Below are 15,693 nucleotides of genomic sequence, written 5' to 3'. Positions count from 1 at the left end.
ACACTCACCGGTCGACCGCGACCGGCTCCGGTGTCCCGGCCGCCGCGACCACCTCCAGGACGGCCACGACGGCCACGACCACCCCCAGGACCAGCAGGACCGAGCCCACCGTGGGGTGGTCCCACAGCACCAGCCAGATCCCGCCGAGCACGCCCACGAGGGCGTACAGCGGGCCTCGTCGCGCGGCCACGAACCGGCCCGCCGACCCGGTGCCCGCACCGGTCCGGGCCAGCGCGCCGCCCGCCGCGTCGGGCCCGGCGGCCAGCCCGCGCCGGAGCCTTTCGGCCGACCGCGCCGGGCCGACCAGGAACGCCGCGATCGCGACCGCGGCCGCGACGATCGCCAGCGTGAGGGTGGTATCGCGGAGGAATCGGATCAGCGCGTCGAAGATCGCCGCCGCGGCGTCCCGGGAGATGTCCCGGGGCAAATCGTCCAGGTAGATCCGACGGGAGACGACCAGCGCGATGGCGAGCACGATCATCGCGAGCACGATGCCCACACCCGCCCACATGATCACCCGGCGCCGCCGGGGCGCGACGCACACGCCCACGACGAAGAGCAGCACCACGACGATCGGCAGCCAGGTCCCGGCCTCGTCGACGACGCGGAACACGTCCTGGCCCTTGCGCAGGCCCTCGCGGTGCAACAGCACGAACCGGCGATCGGTGTCCGGGATGACGGTCGCGAGCGGGATGCCCGTGGCCGCCAGATTCCTGCGGACCCCGTCGACCACCGGCCCCAGGTCCAGCACCACCTCACCGCCGGTCGAGGTCACCGCGCCCTCGTCCTCGCCCTCGAGCGCGGCCAGCGCGGAGGAGTGCGCGGCGCGGAGCGCCTCGCGCCACACGACGGCGAACGCGTCACTGGCCACGAAGGCCTGCGCGGCCTGACCGACCGCCTCGTTCAACAGGCCCCGGATCGATCCGGACACCGGCCCCGACCCGCTGTTCGGGTCCAGCCCGAGCGCCTCGCGCAGTGCGTCGCTCAGGCCGGACACGTTCACCGCCCGCACGGCGGCGGCGGCGCCCCGGTCGGCGACGGCGTCCTGTACGGCCTCGTTCGAGGACAGCGGCGCCATCGTGGCGACGAAACGATCGGTGTTGCCGATCTCGTCGTCGGCCCACACGGCGACCACCGCGACCGGGGTGAGGACGCACGCGAGGGCCAGCAGCAGACACGCCGCCGCGAGCCGCAATCGGTGCCGGCTCCGGACCTGCTCGGCTGACTGGGACATCGGAGGCGCCCTCCCGCAAGTGACCATTCGTGACCATGGGTGACCCTGTGTTCCGAGCCAGTTCCATGGAAATCGGACATCTACTCGCGGTGGGCCAATGATGTACGGGAGATTAGCGGGCATAAGGTGCATATAGCCGCATCTCGTGTCAAGGTGCGAGAAGCCGACTTGTACGGTCGTGGATCCCCTGCGATGGCAGGCAAGCGGCAGGCAACACCGCCCGGCCGCCCGGCCGGGGTTGGGAGTAGGCCATGAACAGCAAAATGGGCAGGACGAGCGCTTGGTCCGGATGGGTGGCATTCGCTGCCTGCACGCTGCTCGTCCTGGGTGTGCTCAACCTCTTCCAAGGGTTCGCGGCACTGTTCGAAGACGGGTACTTCGTCACCACTTCCGGTCAGCTCCTGGTGTGGAGCTACGACACGTGGGGCGTGATCCTGCTGATCTTCGGCGGGCTGCAACTGCTCGTCGGTATGGGACTGCTCACCGGCGCGACCTGGGCCCGCGTGGTCGGCTCGGTGCTGGTGATGCTGAACATCATCGGCCAGATCGGCTTCCTGGCCGCACACCCGGTCTGGTCCACCATCGTGATCGCGCTCGACCTGGTGGTCCTGTTCGCGCTGACCGTCCGCTGGGGCGCCGCGCAGGGCTACTCGGAGGAGAGCGTTTCCGAATGGCGTGCCCGGGACGAGGCCCATCGGACCGGGACCGGCGCGCACCGCAGGGACATCGAGCGCGACGAACCGATGTCCTGACCCCCGACCGTCCGCACCGTCCGCACCATCCGCCACGCACGGACCCGCGAGGGCCCCGTGCGTGGCGGTTTCCTGTCGATACCGGAGGTTGTCCCGTGTCCACGCTCACCGTCTGGAAGTTCCCCACCGCACACGGCGCCGCCGACGCCGAACAGACCTTGCTCGCGCTCCAGAAGCAGGAACTCGTGCAGGTGCACGACGCGGCCGTGGTGTCGTGGCCCGAGGACGCGAAGAAGCCCAAGACGAAGCAGCTCAACAGCCTCACCGGGATCGGCGCGCTGTCCGGCACCTTCTGGGGGATGCTCTTCGGTCTGATCTTCTTCGTGCCGCTGCTCGGTGCGGCGATCGGCGCGGCGGCGGGCGCGCTCGGCGGCAGCATGAGCGACGTCGGCATCGACGACGACTTCGTCGCCGAGGTGCGGCAGCAGATCACCCCCGGCACCTCCGCGCTGTTCGTGATGACCTCGAACGCCGTGGTGGACCGGGTGCACGAGGCGTTCGGCGGGGCCCAGGCCGAGCTGGTGCGCAGCAACCTGTCCGGCGATCAGGAGGCCAAGCTCCGTGAGGTCTTCGCGGACTGACTTCGGCGCCGCGGCGGCGGGCCCGGCCCGCCGCCGCGCGCGGGTGCTACGAGCGCAGCCACATCGCTTCCGGGCCGCGCCCGAGGAGGTCGAGGAAGCGGGCGAGTTGGCCGGCCGCCGCCGGATGCCCCTCGGCCAGGGCACGGCGGTACATCTCCTCCGCCTCGCGGGTGCGGCCCCGGCGCTCCAGGAGCCCGGCGAAGCCGAGGGCGGCGTCCGGGTGGCCCTCGGCGAACGCACGGCGGTAGAGCTTCTCCGCCTCCTTGAACCGGCCGCGCGCGCCGAGCAGCCCGGCCAGGTTGACCGCCGCGTCCGGGTGGCCCTGCGTGTACACGTGCCGGAACAACCGCTCGGCCTCGTCGAGGCGGCCGGAACCGGCGAGCAGCAGGCCGAGGTTGTTCGCCGCGTCGTCGTGACCGTGCGCCGAGGCGTGCCGAAAGAGCGTCTCCGCCTCCGGCGCCCGGCCGAGCCGGACCAGCAGCCGGCCGAGGTTGTTCGCGGCGTCCGGATGCCCCTGGGCGAGCGCGTGGCGGTACAACTCCTCGGCCTCGGCGGCGCGATCGTGCGCGGCGAGCAGGTCGGCGAGGTCGTTCGCGGCCTCCGGGTGGTTGCGGGCGAGCGCCTCGCGGTACAGCGCCTCGGCCTCGCTCTCCCGGCCGGTGTCCGCGAGGTGGAAGGCGAGTTGCACGGCGGCGTCCGGGTCGCCGGCCGCCGCCGCCCCGCGGAGCTGCCGCTCGTCGTCCTCGGCGTGCGCCTCGACGGCCGCCGGCAGGGGCTTCGCCAAGGAGGGGCGGGCGGTGGGGAGCGGCGGCCCGGGCGGGGGTGGGGGCGGCATCATCGGCGGTGCGGCGGGCGGTCGGGGGCGATCGGCGGGGGCGGGCGGCGGCACCTGGGTCAGCCGCACCGCGACCGCGGCCGCGTCGGCGGGGCGGTGCGCGGGGTCCTTCGCCAGCAGGTCCAGGACCAGCCGGCTCACGTGCGGCGGCAGCTCCGGGCGGCGCCGCTCCGGCGGCTCGGGGACCCGATCGAGCTGGGCGTACACCGTGGCGGCGACGTCACCGTTGCCGAACGGCGGGGTTCCGGTGAGCAGTTCGTAGAGCACGCAGCCCAGCGCGTACAGATCCGAGCCGGGGTCGGCGGCCTGTCCGCGCAGGCGCTCGGGCGCGGTGTAGGCGAGGGTCCCGAGCAGGTGTGTGCCGGTCGCGACGACCGCCGCGAGGCGACCGGCCAGGCCGAGGTCGAGCACCCGCACCCGGCCGTCCTCGGACACGAACAGGTCGGCGGGCTTGAGATCGCCGTGCACCGAACCGGCCCCGTGCGCGTGTTCGAGCGCGGCGCAGATCTGCGCCGCCCACGCGAGCACGCTCGACACCTCGGGCAGCCCCGCGCGCAGCGTCGCCCGCAGGTCGCGGCCGGTGAGCAGCTCGGTGACCAGGAACGGCGTGCCGTCGGTGTCCCTCCCGGCGTCGGTCACCGGGACCAGGCCGGGGTGCGTCAGCGCCGCCGCGGCCCGTGCCTCGCGCACGAACACCTCCGCGGCCTCGTCGTCCGGCGGGCCGTGCAGCAGTTTGACCGCGACGTCGCGGGACTCGGTCAGATCCCGGGCGGCCCACACCCGGCCGAGGCCGCCGCGACCGCGCTGCTCGACGAGTTCGTACCGATCCGCCAGGACCCGACCCACCACTGTCACGACATCTCCCTCGTTCCATCACCGTCCGGGAAGATCCTGCCGCACCGGCGGCGGATCGGCGGCCTCGCGATCGGACCCGGCGACCGGCCGCCGGCCACGGCCGCGCGAGACCGCGACGCCGGCCAGGCACAACGCGCCGCCGACGAAGGTCAGCGGGCCGGGCACCTCGCTCAGGAAGACCCAGGCCAGCAGGACCACGACGGCCGGCACCGCGTAGGTGGTGCTGCCCATGCGGCCCGCGCTGGTGCGGGCCAGCGCGTACGCCCACGTGGTGAAGCCCAGCGCGGTCGGGAAGACGCCCAGGTAGATCACGTTGAGTGTGGCCGCCGGCGGGGCGCCGGCGGTCTGCGTGACCAGTTGTCCCGCGAACGGCAGGCAGCACGTCATGCCGACGAAGCACCCGTACGCGGTGACCTGGAGCGCGGAGGCGTGCCGCAGCGCGGGCTTCTGCGCGACCACACCGGCCGCGTAGGAGAGCGCGGCCAGCACGCACAGGCCCACACCCAGCAGCGGCGCCCCGCCGCCGTCGGACATCGAGACGCCGACCACGACCGCGCCCGCGAACGAGACCCCGATGCCCGCCAGCAGGCGCGGCGCGAACCCCTCCCGGAGCAGCCACCCGCCGAGCAGCGCGACGGCGATCGGGCCGATGTTGACCACCATCGCGGCAGTGCCCGCGTCCACCTCGCGCTCGCCCCAGTTCAGCACCGCCATGTACAGGCCGAACCACAACACGCCGGAGAGCAGGATGCCGGGCCAGGCGGCGCGCGGCGGCAGGCCCTCGCGGCGCACCAGCAGGACCACCCCGAGCACGAGCGAACCGCAGAGCATGCGCCCCAGGGCCAGCGCCCCGGGCGCGAAGTGCTCGCCCGCGCTGCGGATGGACACGAACGCGGACGCCCAGAACAAGACCGTGACCCCGGCCGCCGCGAGGGCGCGCCGATCGGGACCGGTCGCCGGGCGAAGACGTACATCCGACATCGAGTGGACCCCTCTGCGGTGCCGGTGCGCGACGTGCGCGCCGGCGGCGGACTCGGTTTCGGGCACGACGGTAGGCGCGGGTCGTTTCGGCGCCCACCGAACCGTCGGCCGCCCGGATCCGGGGGCCGGGCCGCGCCGACCCGTCGAGGTGATGCAGCATGGTGGTTTCCCGCCGCGTCCCCGCGCCGGCACAAGGAGAGTCGCACCGTGAGTCGGAACCCCGCGAGCCATGTGCGCGGCCTCGTCGGATACCCGCGCCGCAGCCCGGCGACGTTCGCCGTGCTGGTCCTGCTCGCGATCGACGGGATCGTGGTCGGCCGGCTCATGTCCGACGCGGCCGCGGACCGGCTCCTGGCCGACATCAGCACCAACCTCGACAACCTCGGCCACCGCCCGCTGCGCGCGATGGCGGGCAGCCTGATGCTGGCGGACGTACACGGCACGCTGATGGGCAACCTGCTGACCATCGGGTTCGGGATCGGGGTGTGCATGGCGTTCCTGGAGCACCGGATCGGCACGCTGCGCGCGGTGGGGATCACGGTGCTCGGGCACGTGGGTGCGACGCTCGTCACAGCGGTGGTGCTGATCGCGGCGATCCACCACGGGACCTATCCGCAGGACACCCGGTACACGCTCGACTACGGGGTGAGCTACGCCTCGATGGCGGCCATAGCGGCGATCACGCCGCTGCTGCCCGGGCGGCTGCGCCCGTGGTGGGCGCTCGCGTGCCTGCTGTACCCGTTCTCGTCCGCGCAGTGGTACGGCGATCTCCCGGACTTCACCACGATCGGCCACTTCTCGGCGGCGCTGATCGGTCTCGGGTCCGGATTCCTGTTCTCGGGCCGGTGGCGGCCCGCGTCCGAGCGCGCGCCGCGGGCCGCGGAGGCCGTGCTCCCGGCCGCGGAGCCGCGCCCGGAGGCGGCCGGGAACGGCTCCGCGCCGCCACGCGGGACGCGTTCGAGTCAGGCCTGAACCGGCGGCACCCGCCACTCGATCAGCACCCGGTCCTCCAGCGGCAGTTCCTCCGGGCCGAGCGCGACATGGTCGATCACATAGCGGAAGAGCAGCACCACGGCGTCCGACTCCATGTCCGGCAGGGTCTGCCGGGTGGCCCCGAGCACGTCCAGCAGGAGCACCGGGTCGGACTCCAACTCCTCGATCTCCTCGGCCAGTTCGGCGTCCAGGTCGTCGGTCGCGGCGAGCGCCGCGATGGACCGGGCGACGAAGGCCGGCTCGGATTCGAGGCGGACGAGCACCTGCTCGGTGACGAACGCGTCGAGCAGATCGGCGTCGATGTCGACACCGCCGCCGGCGCACCCGCACCCGTCGCCGCAGCCGCCGACCGCGCTGACGTCCTCCAGGCTCAGGGGATTGCCGACGGTGGGCAGGGGGATCGGCTGGGCGGAGTCGTCGGACGCGGGGAAGTCGGAGGAGGACACGCGAACCCTTCGGGGAAGCTGGTGCCGGGAGGCCGGCGGGGCGGAGGAGCGTCCATGGTCGCACCCGGCGTGCGAGCGCGGGATCGGCACGGGACCGGCGCGGCATCGCGCGACCGCGGCCGGGATTCGCCGGCCCGCACAAGATCGAGACGATCCCGCCGGCCCGGCCGCCTGGCGTGCTAACGTTAATTGCTGCTGTGGTTCCCATGGAATTTTCTGTGCGCCTGCTGGTTGTAGCCAACAGGTGCACTTTTGTTTTTCCGGTGTCCAACTCCGGGCGGGGTAATCAGCAACGATTCGGGTCTCGCAGGGTGCGAGATCCCGGTACTGCCCCGAAGGGGAAGATACGTGGCTACTGGCACCGTGAAGTGGTTCAACGGCGAAAAGGGCTTCGGCTTCATCGAGCAGGACGGTGGCGGCCCCGACGTCTTCGCCCACTACTCGAACATCAACGCTCAGGGCTTCCGTGAGCTGCAGGAAGGCCAGAAGGTCTCCTTCGACGTCACGCAGGGCCAGAAGGGCCCGCAGGCGGAGAACATCAACATCGTCTGAACCCGCTCATGGGCGCGGCTTCGGCCGTGCAGCGAGGGCCCGCGCCGCACGGTGCGGGCCCTTCCCGTGGCCCGCGGCCCCATCGGGGTCGACGGTCATCCGACCGAGAAGGCCACGGTGCAGCACCCCAGGCGGATGCCCGACATCCGCCGATCAGGACCCTGCCCGACGCGACCTCGTCGCCTCGGCCCCGCACGGTCCGGCACATCGGCCGCCGCTCTTCGGCAGGCGCCCGACCGTTGCGCACTATCTCGACGCGAGTGACCCGAGTCACCACGTCGGTTCTTTTTCAGCTAGTTCGGCTCGTTCTTGCGACTCCTTGTGCGGCGTCACGCCGCGGAGACGTCCTCGATACGCGCCGCATCGAGGAAGGTTCTCCATGAATCGCACCCCCCGCTCCAACGACCGATACAGCCGCGGCGGCGGCGGCAGCAGCACCGGCCGCAGTGGCGGCTACGGCGGTGGCGGCGGCCGCGGCCGCGGCGGCGCCCCGTCGGGCAACCGGCGCAAGCCGATGACCGCCGGCCCCGTGGCCGAGTTCGCGCTGCCCGTCAGCACGACCCCCTCGCTGCCCGCGGTGGGCTCGTTCGCCGAGCTGGACATGCCCAAGCCGATGCTGGCCGCGCTCACCCGCCAGGGTGTCACCGAGCCGTTCCCGATCCAGGCGGCCACGCTGCCCAACGCGCTGGTCGGGCGGGACGTGCTCGGTCGCGGTCGGACCGGCTCGGGCAAGACGCTCGCGTTCGGCCTCGCGCTGCTCGCCCGGATCGCCGGCCGCCGGGCCGAGAGCAAGCAGCCGCTCGCCCTGGTCCTGGTGCCCACCCGCGAACTCGCGCAGCAGGTCACCGACGCGCTGATGCCGTACGCCAACTCGGTCCAGTTGCGGATGACCACGGTCGTCGGCGGCATGTCGATCGGCCGCCAGGCCAGCTCGCTGCGCAACGGCGCCGAGGTCGTGGTGGCCACCCCGGGCCGGCTCAAGGACCTGATCGACCGCGGCGACGCGCGACTGGACGCGGTCGGCATCACCGTGCTCGACGAGGCCGACCAGATGGCCGACATGGGCTTCATGCCGCAGGTCACCGCGCTGCTCGACCAGGTGCAGCCGGACGGCCAGCGGATGTTGTTCTCGGCCACGCTCGACCGCAACGTCGACCGCCTGGTCAAGCGCTTCCTGTCCGACCCGGTGGTGCACTCGGTCGACCCCTCGCAGGGCGCGGTCACCACGATGGAGCACCACGTGCTGCACGTGACCGAGGCCGACAAGCACACCGCCGCGACGCACATCGCGGCGCGTGAGGGCCGGGTCATCATGTTCATGGACACCAAGCACGCGGTGGACCGGCTCACCCGGCAGATGTTGCAGAGCGGCGTCCGCGCCGCGGCGCTGCACGGCGGCAAGTCGCAGCCGCAGCGCACCCGCACCCTGGAGCAGTTCAAGAGCGGGCACGTGACCGCGCTGATCGCGACCAACGTCGCGGCTCGCGGCATCCACGTGGACGGTCTGGACCTGGTGGTCAACATCGACCCGCCGACCGACCACAAGGACTACCTGCACCGCGGCGGTCGTACCGCGCGCGCCGGCGAGTCGGGCAGCGTCGTGACGCTGGTCACGCCGAACCAGCGCCGCGAGATGGCCCGTCTGATGATGATCGCCGGCATCGAGGCGTCGACCATCCAGGTCCGCTCGGGCGACGAGGAGCTCACCCGCGTCACCGGCGCCCAGGTGCCCTCCGGCGTCCCGGTCGTGATCTCCTCGCCGGTCTCCGAGGCGCCGCGTCGCGGTGGCTCGGCCGGTGGGCGCGGTCGCGGCCGTCGTCCCGGCCAGGGCGGCGGCAGCGGTACGGGCCGTCGTCCGTCCGCCGCGGCCTCCGGCGCCTCCTCGGGCCGCTCCGGCGGTTCCACCGGCGGCGGCGCCCCGCGCCGGCGCACCGCCGCCGCGTAGCGACGGTCGGGCCCGCCTGCGGCGGGTGGGCCGCGGTCGTCGACCGTCGCGCGAGCCTTCGAGAACTCCGAAGCCGCGTCCGGGATTTCCTCCGGGCGCGGCTTCGTGCCGTGCCGGGCCGGGCGGTTGCGCCGCAAGGGTGTCGAAACCGTCACACCCCGCACGGGCATGGGGAATTGATCCGCATTGTTACTGTTGAACGATCCCCGGTCGTCCAAGTTCGCGAGGTCAGCACGTGCGCAAGCCCCTGATATCCGGCTCCCGCAAGGGAATTCGCATGGTCGCGCTGCCCCTGGCGGCTGCCGCCGTACTGCTCGCGGGGTGCGGTTCGGGAGGGGCCGACAAGGCGGCGAAGTCCGAGGCGCAGGCGAAACCGGGCTCGGACGGGAACGAGGCCAAGGACACACCGGCGCGCGTGAGCGTGGATCCGGTCGACGGCACCCAGGGCGTCGTGCCGGGCAAGCCGATCACGGTGACCGCCGACTCGGGCACGCTGGCCTCGGTGCGCGTGGTGGACGCGCAGAACCGGGCGATCGAGGGCACGGTGGGGGCGGACGGCCGCACCTGGACCTCGACCACGCGGACCATACCGGGCGCGGCCTACACGGTGACCGCCACCACGCGCGGCAAGAAGGGCGCGGAGACCTCCGTCACCAGCAAGTTCGGCACGCTCAAGGCCGACACCGTGAACAAGGTCACGCTGCGTCCGGCCAACGGCGGCACGTTCGGCGTCGGCCAGCCGGTGTCGATCATGTTCGACCACGCGGTCAAGGACAAGGCCGAGGTCGAGCGCAACCTCAAGGTCGCCACCGCGCCCAACGTCGAGGGCTCGTGGGGCTGGACCAAGGACCAGTCCGGCAAGGACCGGGTCGACTGGCGGCCACGCGAGTTCTGGCCGAGCGGTACCAAGGTCACCCTCAACGCGAACCTGGCGGGTGTGGCCAGTGGTCCGGGCACCTACTTCACCCGTGACTACGAGAGCACCTTCACGGTCGGCACGAACCGGGTCGTCGAGGTGGACATCCCCAAGAAGCGGCTGACCGTGATCGAGGACGGCACGGCGGTCAAGACGATCAAGATGTCGGCCGGCTCGAACGAGTTCCCCACGCGCGGCGGCACGCACGTGATCCTGAACAAGAACGCCACCGAGACCCTCGACTCGACCACGGTCGGCCTCGGCGACAGCTACAACCTCCCGGACGTCCCGTGGGTGGTGCACTTCACCTCCTCCGGCACCTTCTTCCACTCGGCCGCGTGGAACACCGCCAACATCGGCGTCGCCAACACCAGCCACGGCTGCGTCGGGATGACCGTCCCGGACGCCGAGTGGTTCTACAACCGCGTCCAGGTCGGCGACCCGGTCGTGGTCAAGGGCTCGAACAACACCGAGGCCACCGAGCCGGGCAACGGCTTCGGCAACTGGCAGCTCACCTACGACCAGTGGAAGGCCAAGAGCGCCCTCGCGAGCTGAGCCGCGTACACCCCAGGGCCCGACCGGACCGGTCGGGCCCTGGTCGCTTCTCGTGCCGGAACGCGGCCCCGGGCCCGCGGCGCCCCGCCGCCCGACCCGGACGCCGCCGGTCACCGACGGAACGGCCGTACGCCCCCGGCGCCGCGACGGCGGGACGCCTCGTCGCGCCGGACGGTTGGCGAATGGATTCTGCGGGTGGTGTGCGGGACATGTATCTTCTACGAGTCTGTAGATCAAGTTCCGAGCGCGTGTGTGCGAGAGGCAGGGGATCCCGATGGCTCTGTGGGACAAGTTCAAGCAGTCGGCCCAGACGATGCAGGGGCAGTTGGAGGCGAAGAAGAACGAGCTCAAGAGCGGCGGCTTCCGGGACGCGAGCATGGCGATCTGCGCTCTGGTGGCCGCGGCCGACGGCTCGATCGATCCGGCCGAGCGGCAGCGGGTCACCACGCTGATCACCACCAACGACGTGCTGCGCAACTTCGCCGCGAGCGACCTGGAGCAGCGCTTCGAGGCCTATCTGGCCAAGCTCACCGCCGACTTCGAGCTGGGCAAGGTATCCCTGCTCCAGGACATCGGCAAGGTCAAGAAGAAGCCGACCGAGGCGCGCGCGGTGATCCAGATCGGCATCGTCATCGGCGGCGCGGACGGCCACTTCGACAAGACCGAGCAGGCCGTCGTGCGCGACGCGTGCTTCGCCCTCGACCTGGCCCCCGTCGAGTTCGGGCTCTGATCGCACGGGCCCGCGCCGATCACCGGAGCGGGTCCGCCAACCCTTTCGAGGGACCGATTCCGCCCGACGGCCGATGTTCGTCGGGCGGAATCCCCCGCTTCGTCGGACGTTGGTGACATGACCGACGCCCGCTTCCGCCCCGGGCCGCGGCGGGCTCGCCGGTGGGGTCCGCTCGCGGTCGCCGTCGTCGTGGTGCTGCTCGCCGGCGGGTGGCCGCTGATCGACTCGTGGATCGCCGGCGACAAGCGGGTCCGGGCCGGCACGGTCTTCCGGGTCGGACCGGACGACGACCATCGCGCGTGGTTCCGGGTCGGCTCCGGCTGGACGCTGGACCAGGCGGCGACCACACCCTCGCGCGTGTTCGTGCTGCGGCACGGCGCCGTGGACCTGTCGATCGCGTACATCTCGCTGCCTCGGGCCGAGGACGCGGACGCGTTGTGGACCGGGCTGCGCGACACGGTCCGGGTCGGCGACCGGCACGCCCGGCTCGGCGCGCCGGGACCGCTGACCGCCGACGCCGGAGCCCAGGGCATGGTCGGCACGCTGGACCAGGGCGACGACACCGGACGGGCGGCGATCTATCCCGGCCCCGAGGACGCGTTCGCGATCCGGCTGATCGCGCTCGCGCCGCCGGACACCGCCGATCCGGACTGGCTGCCGGTACGGGACGTGATGCGCTCGCTGACGTTCACCGAGGAAGCCGCGTGAGCGCTGTCGCGGTCCGACCCTCCGGTGAGCGTCCCGCACCGACCGCCCTGACGGTGGGACTGCTCGCGTGCCTGTTCGGCCTCGGCGTGATCGGCTACGAATACCGGGACACGGTACGGGTGTTCCCGGCCGCGGCGGCGCTCGCCGGATTCCTGCTCGTGCTCACCCTGGGCGTGGGCTATCTGCTGCCCCGGCGGATCCGGCCGGTGGCGCCGCCGCCGCACGCGGCCTCGCTCGCGTGTGTCGGGTGGGGGATGACCGCCGCGACCGGCTGCGCGATCCTGGCGAACACCGGTCTGGGCGGGATCTGGGCGAAGACCCGGGGGATCGACTTCGCCGACAGGTGGGGCGCCGCGGTGACCGCGCCGTTGAACGAGGAGACGCTCAAGCTGTGCGGCGTGCTGCTGCTCGCGTTCGCCGCGTCGCGCGCGATCCGCGCGCCGATCGACGGCTGGGTGTACGGAGCCCTGGTCGGCTTGGGCTTCCAGGTGGTGGAGAACCTGCTGTACGCGCTGAACACCATCCTGCTGGACGGCGCGACCGATCCGGGCGCGTCCGTGGACGCGTCGTTCGTGGCCCGGGTCGGGATCACCGGGTGGGGTTCGCACTGGGCGATGAGCGCGGTGGCGGGCACCGGGATCGGCTACCTGGTCGCGCGCGACGGTCGACCGCTCGCCCGGCGACTGGCGGTCGCGCTCGGCTGCTGGCTGCTCGCGATGGGAATGCACGTGTCCTTCAACGCGCCGACGGTGTTCGGATGGCGTGGCGCGTTGATGAAGCCGGCGGCGAACCTGGTGATCGCGCTGCTGGTCTACCGGGCCGCGCGCCGGCACTACCTGGCCAGGTTCCGGCAGGTGGCCGCCGAGGAGGCCGCGAGCGGCGCGATCCGGCCGGAGGAGGCCGCGTTGTTGCCGCGGCGCCACGGTCGGCGACAGGCCCGCGCCGGTCCGCGCCCGCGGCCGACGAGGGTGCTGATCGGGGAGATCGAGGAGGCCCAACTGGCGCTCGTGGCCGCGCGGATCCCGCGCGCGGATCCGGAGGCGCCGGCCCGCGCCGAGCGGCTGCGCGCGGAGATCGCGACGCTGCGGGCGCACCTGCGGGCGAGGCCGGTCGCCGATGTGCCGGGGTGGCCGGAGGGGACGACGCCGCCGCCTTCGTGAACGGGTGGTCGGCACCGGTCTCGTGTCCCGTGCTCGGCCCTTCCCCCGTCCCGCGCGCGGGCCCCTCTCGGTCGCGTGCCCGACCCCTCTCGTGTCTCGTGCGCCCCTCTCGTGCCCCGAGTTCGATGCCGTCTCGGATTCGCACACGCCGGCGCGGGATCTTTTGCAACTTCGCGGCGGTGGAGTTCTACTTGATGGAGCGAGAGGGGTCCGACGGAGATAGACGCGGAGAAGCGATCGAAGTCGGACCGCGCACCGCGCAATCAGGATCCACGAGAAGTGGATGGGCCCCTCTCGGCCGCGTCATCGCGGTCGGCCACACCGCGGCAACCCCGGTCACCGCCACCCCGGTTGCCTGGAGCAGGCGACACGAAAGCCCGCCGGATTCGATCCGGCGGGCTTTCGGGCGTCGGCCGCGCCTTCGGGCCCCGCCGGCCGTGGGGCGTCGGTGTGGCCGAGGGTGTCGGTCAGCCGTCGGCGATCTTGCGCTTGACCTCGTCCATGTCCAGCCCCTGCGCCTGCTTGATCAGGTCGACGAGTGCCGCCTCGGGCAGCGCACCCGGCTGCGAGAACACCACGACGCCGTCCCGGACCAGCATCACGGTCGGGATCGACTGGATCGAGAACGCCTGCGCGAGGTCGGTCTCCGCCTCGGTGTCCACCTTGGCGAACACCACGTCCGGGGTCGCCTCGGAGACCTTCTCGAAGGTCGGCGCGAACGATCGGCAGGGCCCACACCAGGACGCCCAGAAGTCGAGCACGGTCAGTCCGTCGCCGGATACGACCTCTTCGAAGTTCTCCTTGGTCAGTGCGACCGTGGCCATGCGTCCTCCCAAACGTCGTGCCCCGTGGTTTGCGTCTACGTGGCTGTCAACAGGCGCGGGGGCGAGGGCATTCCTGGGCTTGTCTCGAGCCCGTCCGCCGGACTCCGGGACGACCGCGCGGGGCGTCGACGGGGTCCTGCGGGCGCGTTCCGCGAACACCTACCCAGCCGACCGCCGCACTGCACACGCCCCGTGACCCCAACCGTCACACCCGCACCATAGGCTTGTTCGAACCGGCGCCGACCGCCGGTTACCGTGCAGCCGAGGAGTCCCGCCATGCGCTACACCCGCCGCAGCGTCGTCAGTCTGGCCCCGGCCGAACCCGGGTGGGACGTCGAGGTGACCAAGGCCGGCGAAGAGGCCGTTCTGTGCCCCGTCATCGGCTGGGCCATCGTCGTGCTCGACACCAGTGCCGAGGGGCTGACCGAGACCGCGATCGAGCCCGCGTTCGTCTACGACGGTGCCGTGTACACCCCGGCCGAACTGGCGCACTCGATCGGTGAGCTGGACTACCAGATCATCGAACCGGAGGAGTGAGCGGACCGCGATCGGGGCTCGCCCGGTCGTGGCAGTTCACCTCGCACCGGCTCCCGTCACGCGCTCGGCGGGAGCCGTCGGCATTCCCGGGGCCCGCCCTCCTCGTCGGTCGGACCAGGGGTCGGACCCGCCTTCGTCGCGCGGGTGTCCGGGTCGGGCGTACCGGCCGGCCCGGGCTCGGCCTCGGCGAATCGGGAGAGGGTGATCGCGCCCGCGACGGCCAGTACGAAGCCGATCAGCGCGAGCGGGACGTACGGGCCGGGGCGGCTGTGGTCGTCGAGGAAGACGATGCCGACGGCGGCGGGCAGTACGGTCTCGCCGACCACCAGGGCGGCGGCGACCGCGGTGACCACGCCGCCCTGGAGCGCGATCGTGTACAGCAGGAAGGTCAGCGCGGCGCCGACCAGCAGCGCGTAGCACGCGGGGTCGCGGACCAGGGCGGACGGGGACAGGTCGGTGAGTACGCGCGTGGCCAGCGCGATCAGGCCGAAGCCGAGCCCGGAGAGCAGGCCGAGCAGGCGCGAGCGCCACGGCTCGGTCAGGCGCGCGCAGCGCCGGCCGGCCAGGCCGAGCAGGGCGACGCAGCCCAGGAGCGACCAGCGGAACGCGGCGTGGGTGTGCGCCGGGCCCTCGTGCCCCGCGGAGACGCCGAGCAGGGCCAGGCCGGCGCACACGGCCGCGACCGCGCCCCATTCGCGACTGTGCAGGCGGGCGCCCAGGACCGGGACGGCCAGCACCGCGGTGACCGCGAGGTTGGCCGACTGGGCGGCCTCGACGGCGAAGATCGGCAGTTGCCGCAGTGCGACGAACTGGCAGACGTACCCGGCCAGATCGAGTCCGGTACCGAGGACGAAGGGCCATTGCCGCAGTGCCCGGACCAGCACCCTGGGATCGAGCCCGCTCGTGCCCGCGGTGCGCCGCGCGCCCAGTGCCTGGAGCACGGTGGCGACGCCGTAACAGAGCGCGGCGGCCGCCGCCGCGAGCACGGAGAACAACACGGTTCGACGGTATGCGTGGTTTCGGCCCGCGCGGCGCAGGACGGGCGGTGCGAAGGGGTGACCGGGAATGGTGTCCGACGAGGCACGCCGA

Annotated in this window: 16 protein-coding genes; 10 read left to right on the top strand and 6 right to left on the bottom strand. The window is 72.6% G+C overall.

Annotated elements, in window-relative coordinates:
- Window positions 1-4: 4 nt before the first annotated feature.
- Window positions 5-1,234: a hypothetical protein gene (locus tag ACWCPW_RS25295; protein ID WP_449763881.1), complete on the bottom strand. Its 1,230-nt coding sequence runs from the start codon at window positions 1,232-1,234 to the stop codon at window positions 5-7.
- A gap of 251 nt (window positions 1,235-1,485) precedes the next feature.
- Here ACWCPW_RS25295 and ACWCPW_RS25290 point away from each other — a divergent pair, with 251 nt between their 5' ends.
- On the top strand, window positions 1,486-1,986 hold the full coding sequence (locus tag ACWCPW_RS25290; protein WP_449763880.1) for a DUF7144 family membrane protein: 501 nt from the start codon (window positions 1,486-1,488) through the stop codon (window positions 1,984-1,986).
- Window positions 1,987-2,081: 95 nt separating this feature from the next.
- Window positions 2,082-2,567 carry a DUF1269 domain-containing protein gene (locus ACWCPW_RS25285; protein WP_449763879.1) on the top strand — a complete coding sequence of 162 codons (486 nt, stop codon included), beginning with the start codon at window positions 2,082-2,084 and terminating at the stop codon, window positions 2,565-2,567.
- A 46-nt stretch (window positions 2,568-2,613) separates the two neighbouring features.
- Here the strand turns inward: ACWCPW_RS25285 and ACWCPW_RS25280 are convergent, their stop codons facing one another.
- The gene (locus ACWCPW_RS25280) at window positions 2,614-4,257 is read right to left on the bottom strand and encodes a tetratricopeptide repeat protein (RefSeq protein WP_449763878.1); all 1,644 of its coding nucleotides are present in this window, start codon (window positions 4,255-4,257) and stop codon (window positions 2,614-2,616) included.
- Between the two features lie 18 nt (window positions 4,258-4,275).
- The gene (locus tag ACWCPW_RS25275; RefSeq protein WP_449763877.1) at window positions 4,276-5,238 is read right to left on the bottom strand and encodes a DMT family transporter; all 963 of its coding nucleotides are present in this window, start codon (window positions 5,236-5,238) and stop codon (window positions 4,276-4,278) included.
- 207 nt (window positions 5,239-5,445) lie between these two features.
- Between ACWCPW_RS25275 and ACWCPW_RS25270 the strand changes: the two genes are divergently transcribed.
- Window positions 5,446-6,210 (top strand): rhomboid-like protein, encoded by a 765-nt coding sequence (locus ACWCPW_RS25270; protein WP_449763876.1) that lies wholly within the window; start codon window positions 5,446-5,448, stop codon window positions 6,208-6,210.
- On the opposite strand, the gene ACWCPW_RS25265 is transcribed toward ACWCPW_RS25270, so the two are convergent.
- On the bottom strand, window positions 6,201-6,677 hold the full coding sequence (locus tag ACWCPW_RS25265; RefSeq protein WP_449763875.1) for a hypothetical protein: 477 nt from the start codon (window positions 6,675-6,677) through the stop codon (window positions 6,201-6,203). The two genes, ACWCPW_RS25270 and ACWCPW_RS25265, sit on opposite strands and share 10 nt — an antisense overlap.
- 348 nt (window positions 6,678-7,025) lie before the next feature.
- On the opposite strand from ACWCPW_RS25265, the gene ACWCPW_RS25260 reads away from it, so the two are divergent.
- From ACWCPW_RS25260 to ACWCPW_RS25235, 6 genes are all read left to right on the top strand, one after another.
- Window positions 7,026-7,229: a cold-shock protein gene (locus ACWCPW_RS25260; RefSeq protein ID WP_020554660.1), complete on the top strand. Its 204-nt coding sequence runs from the start codon at window positions 7,026-7,028 to the stop codon at window positions 7,227-7,229.
- 379 nt (window positions 7,230-7,608) lie between these two features.
- Entirely contained in the window at window positions 7,609-9,174 is a 1,566-nt protein-coding gene (locus ACWCPW_RS25255) for a DEAD/DEAH box helicase (protein WP_449763874.1), read from the top strand.
- A 235-nt stretch (window positions 9,175-9,409) separates the two neighbouring features.
- Entirely contained in the window at window positions 9,410-10,645 is a 1,236-nt protein-coding gene (locus ACWCPW_RS25250; RefSeq protein WP_449763873.1) for an Ig-like domain-containing protein, read from the top strand.
- A gap of 274 nt (window positions 10,646-10,919) precedes the next feature.
- The gene (locus ACWCPW_RS25245; protein WP_395869548.1) at window positions 10,920-11,375 is read left to right on the top strand and encodes a tellurite resistance TerB family protein; all 456 of its coding nucleotides are present in this window, start codon (window positions 10,920-10,922) and stop codon (window positions 11,373-11,375) included.
- Window positions 11,376-11,492: 117 nt separating this feature from the next.
- Window positions 11,493-12,083, top strand: a complete 591-nt coding sequence (locus ACWCPW_RS25240) for a hypothetical protein (RefSeq protein WP_449763872.1) — start codon at window positions 11,493-11,495, stop codon at window positions 12,081-12,083.
- Window positions 12,080-13,243 carry a PrsW family intramembrane metalloprotease gene (locus ACWCPW_RS25235; protein ID WP_449763871.1) on the top strand — a complete coding sequence of 388 codons (1,164 nt, stop codon included), beginning with the start codon at window positions 12,080-12,082 and terminating at the stop codon, window positions 13,241-13,243. The genes ACWCPW_RS25240 and ACWCPW_RS25235 overlap by 4 nt, the downstream gene beginning before the upstream one ends.
- 467 nt (window positions 13,244-13,710) lie before the next feature.
- Here ACWCPW_RS25235 and trxA read toward each other — a convergent pair whose 3' ends face one another.
- Window positions 13,711-14,067: a thioredoxin gene (trxA, locus tag ACWCPW_RS25230; protein ID WP_449763870.1), complete on the bottom strand. Its 357-nt coding sequence runs from the start codon at window positions 14,065-14,067 to the stop codon at window positions 13,711-13,713.
- A 276-nt stretch (window positions 14,068-14,343) separates the two neighbouring features.
- Here trxA and ACWCPW_RS25225 point away from each other — a divergent pair, with 276 nt between their 5' ends.
- A complete protein-coding gene (locus ACWCPW_RS25225; RefSeq protein ID WP_020554669.1) occupies window positions 14,344-14,604 on the top strand; it encodes a hypothetical protein in 261 nt (86 codons plus the stop codon).
- Between the two features lie 56 nt (window positions 14,605-14,660).
- Here the strand turns inward: ACWCPW_RS25225 and ACWCPW_RS25220 are convergent, their stop codons facing one another.
- Window positions 14,661-15,602: a hypothetical protein gene (locus ACWCPW_RS25220; protein ID WP_449763869.1), complete on the bottom strand. Its 942-nt coding sequence runs from the start codon at window positions 15,600-15,602 to the stop codon at window positions 14,661-14,663.
- Window positions 15,603-15,693: the final 91 nt, after the last annotated feature.

Source organism: Embleya sp. NPDC001921 (genome assembly GCF_053594475.1).
The sequence above is the reverse complement of the archived record's forward strand: the minus strand, read 5'-3'. Positions and strand labels throughout refer to the sequence as shown.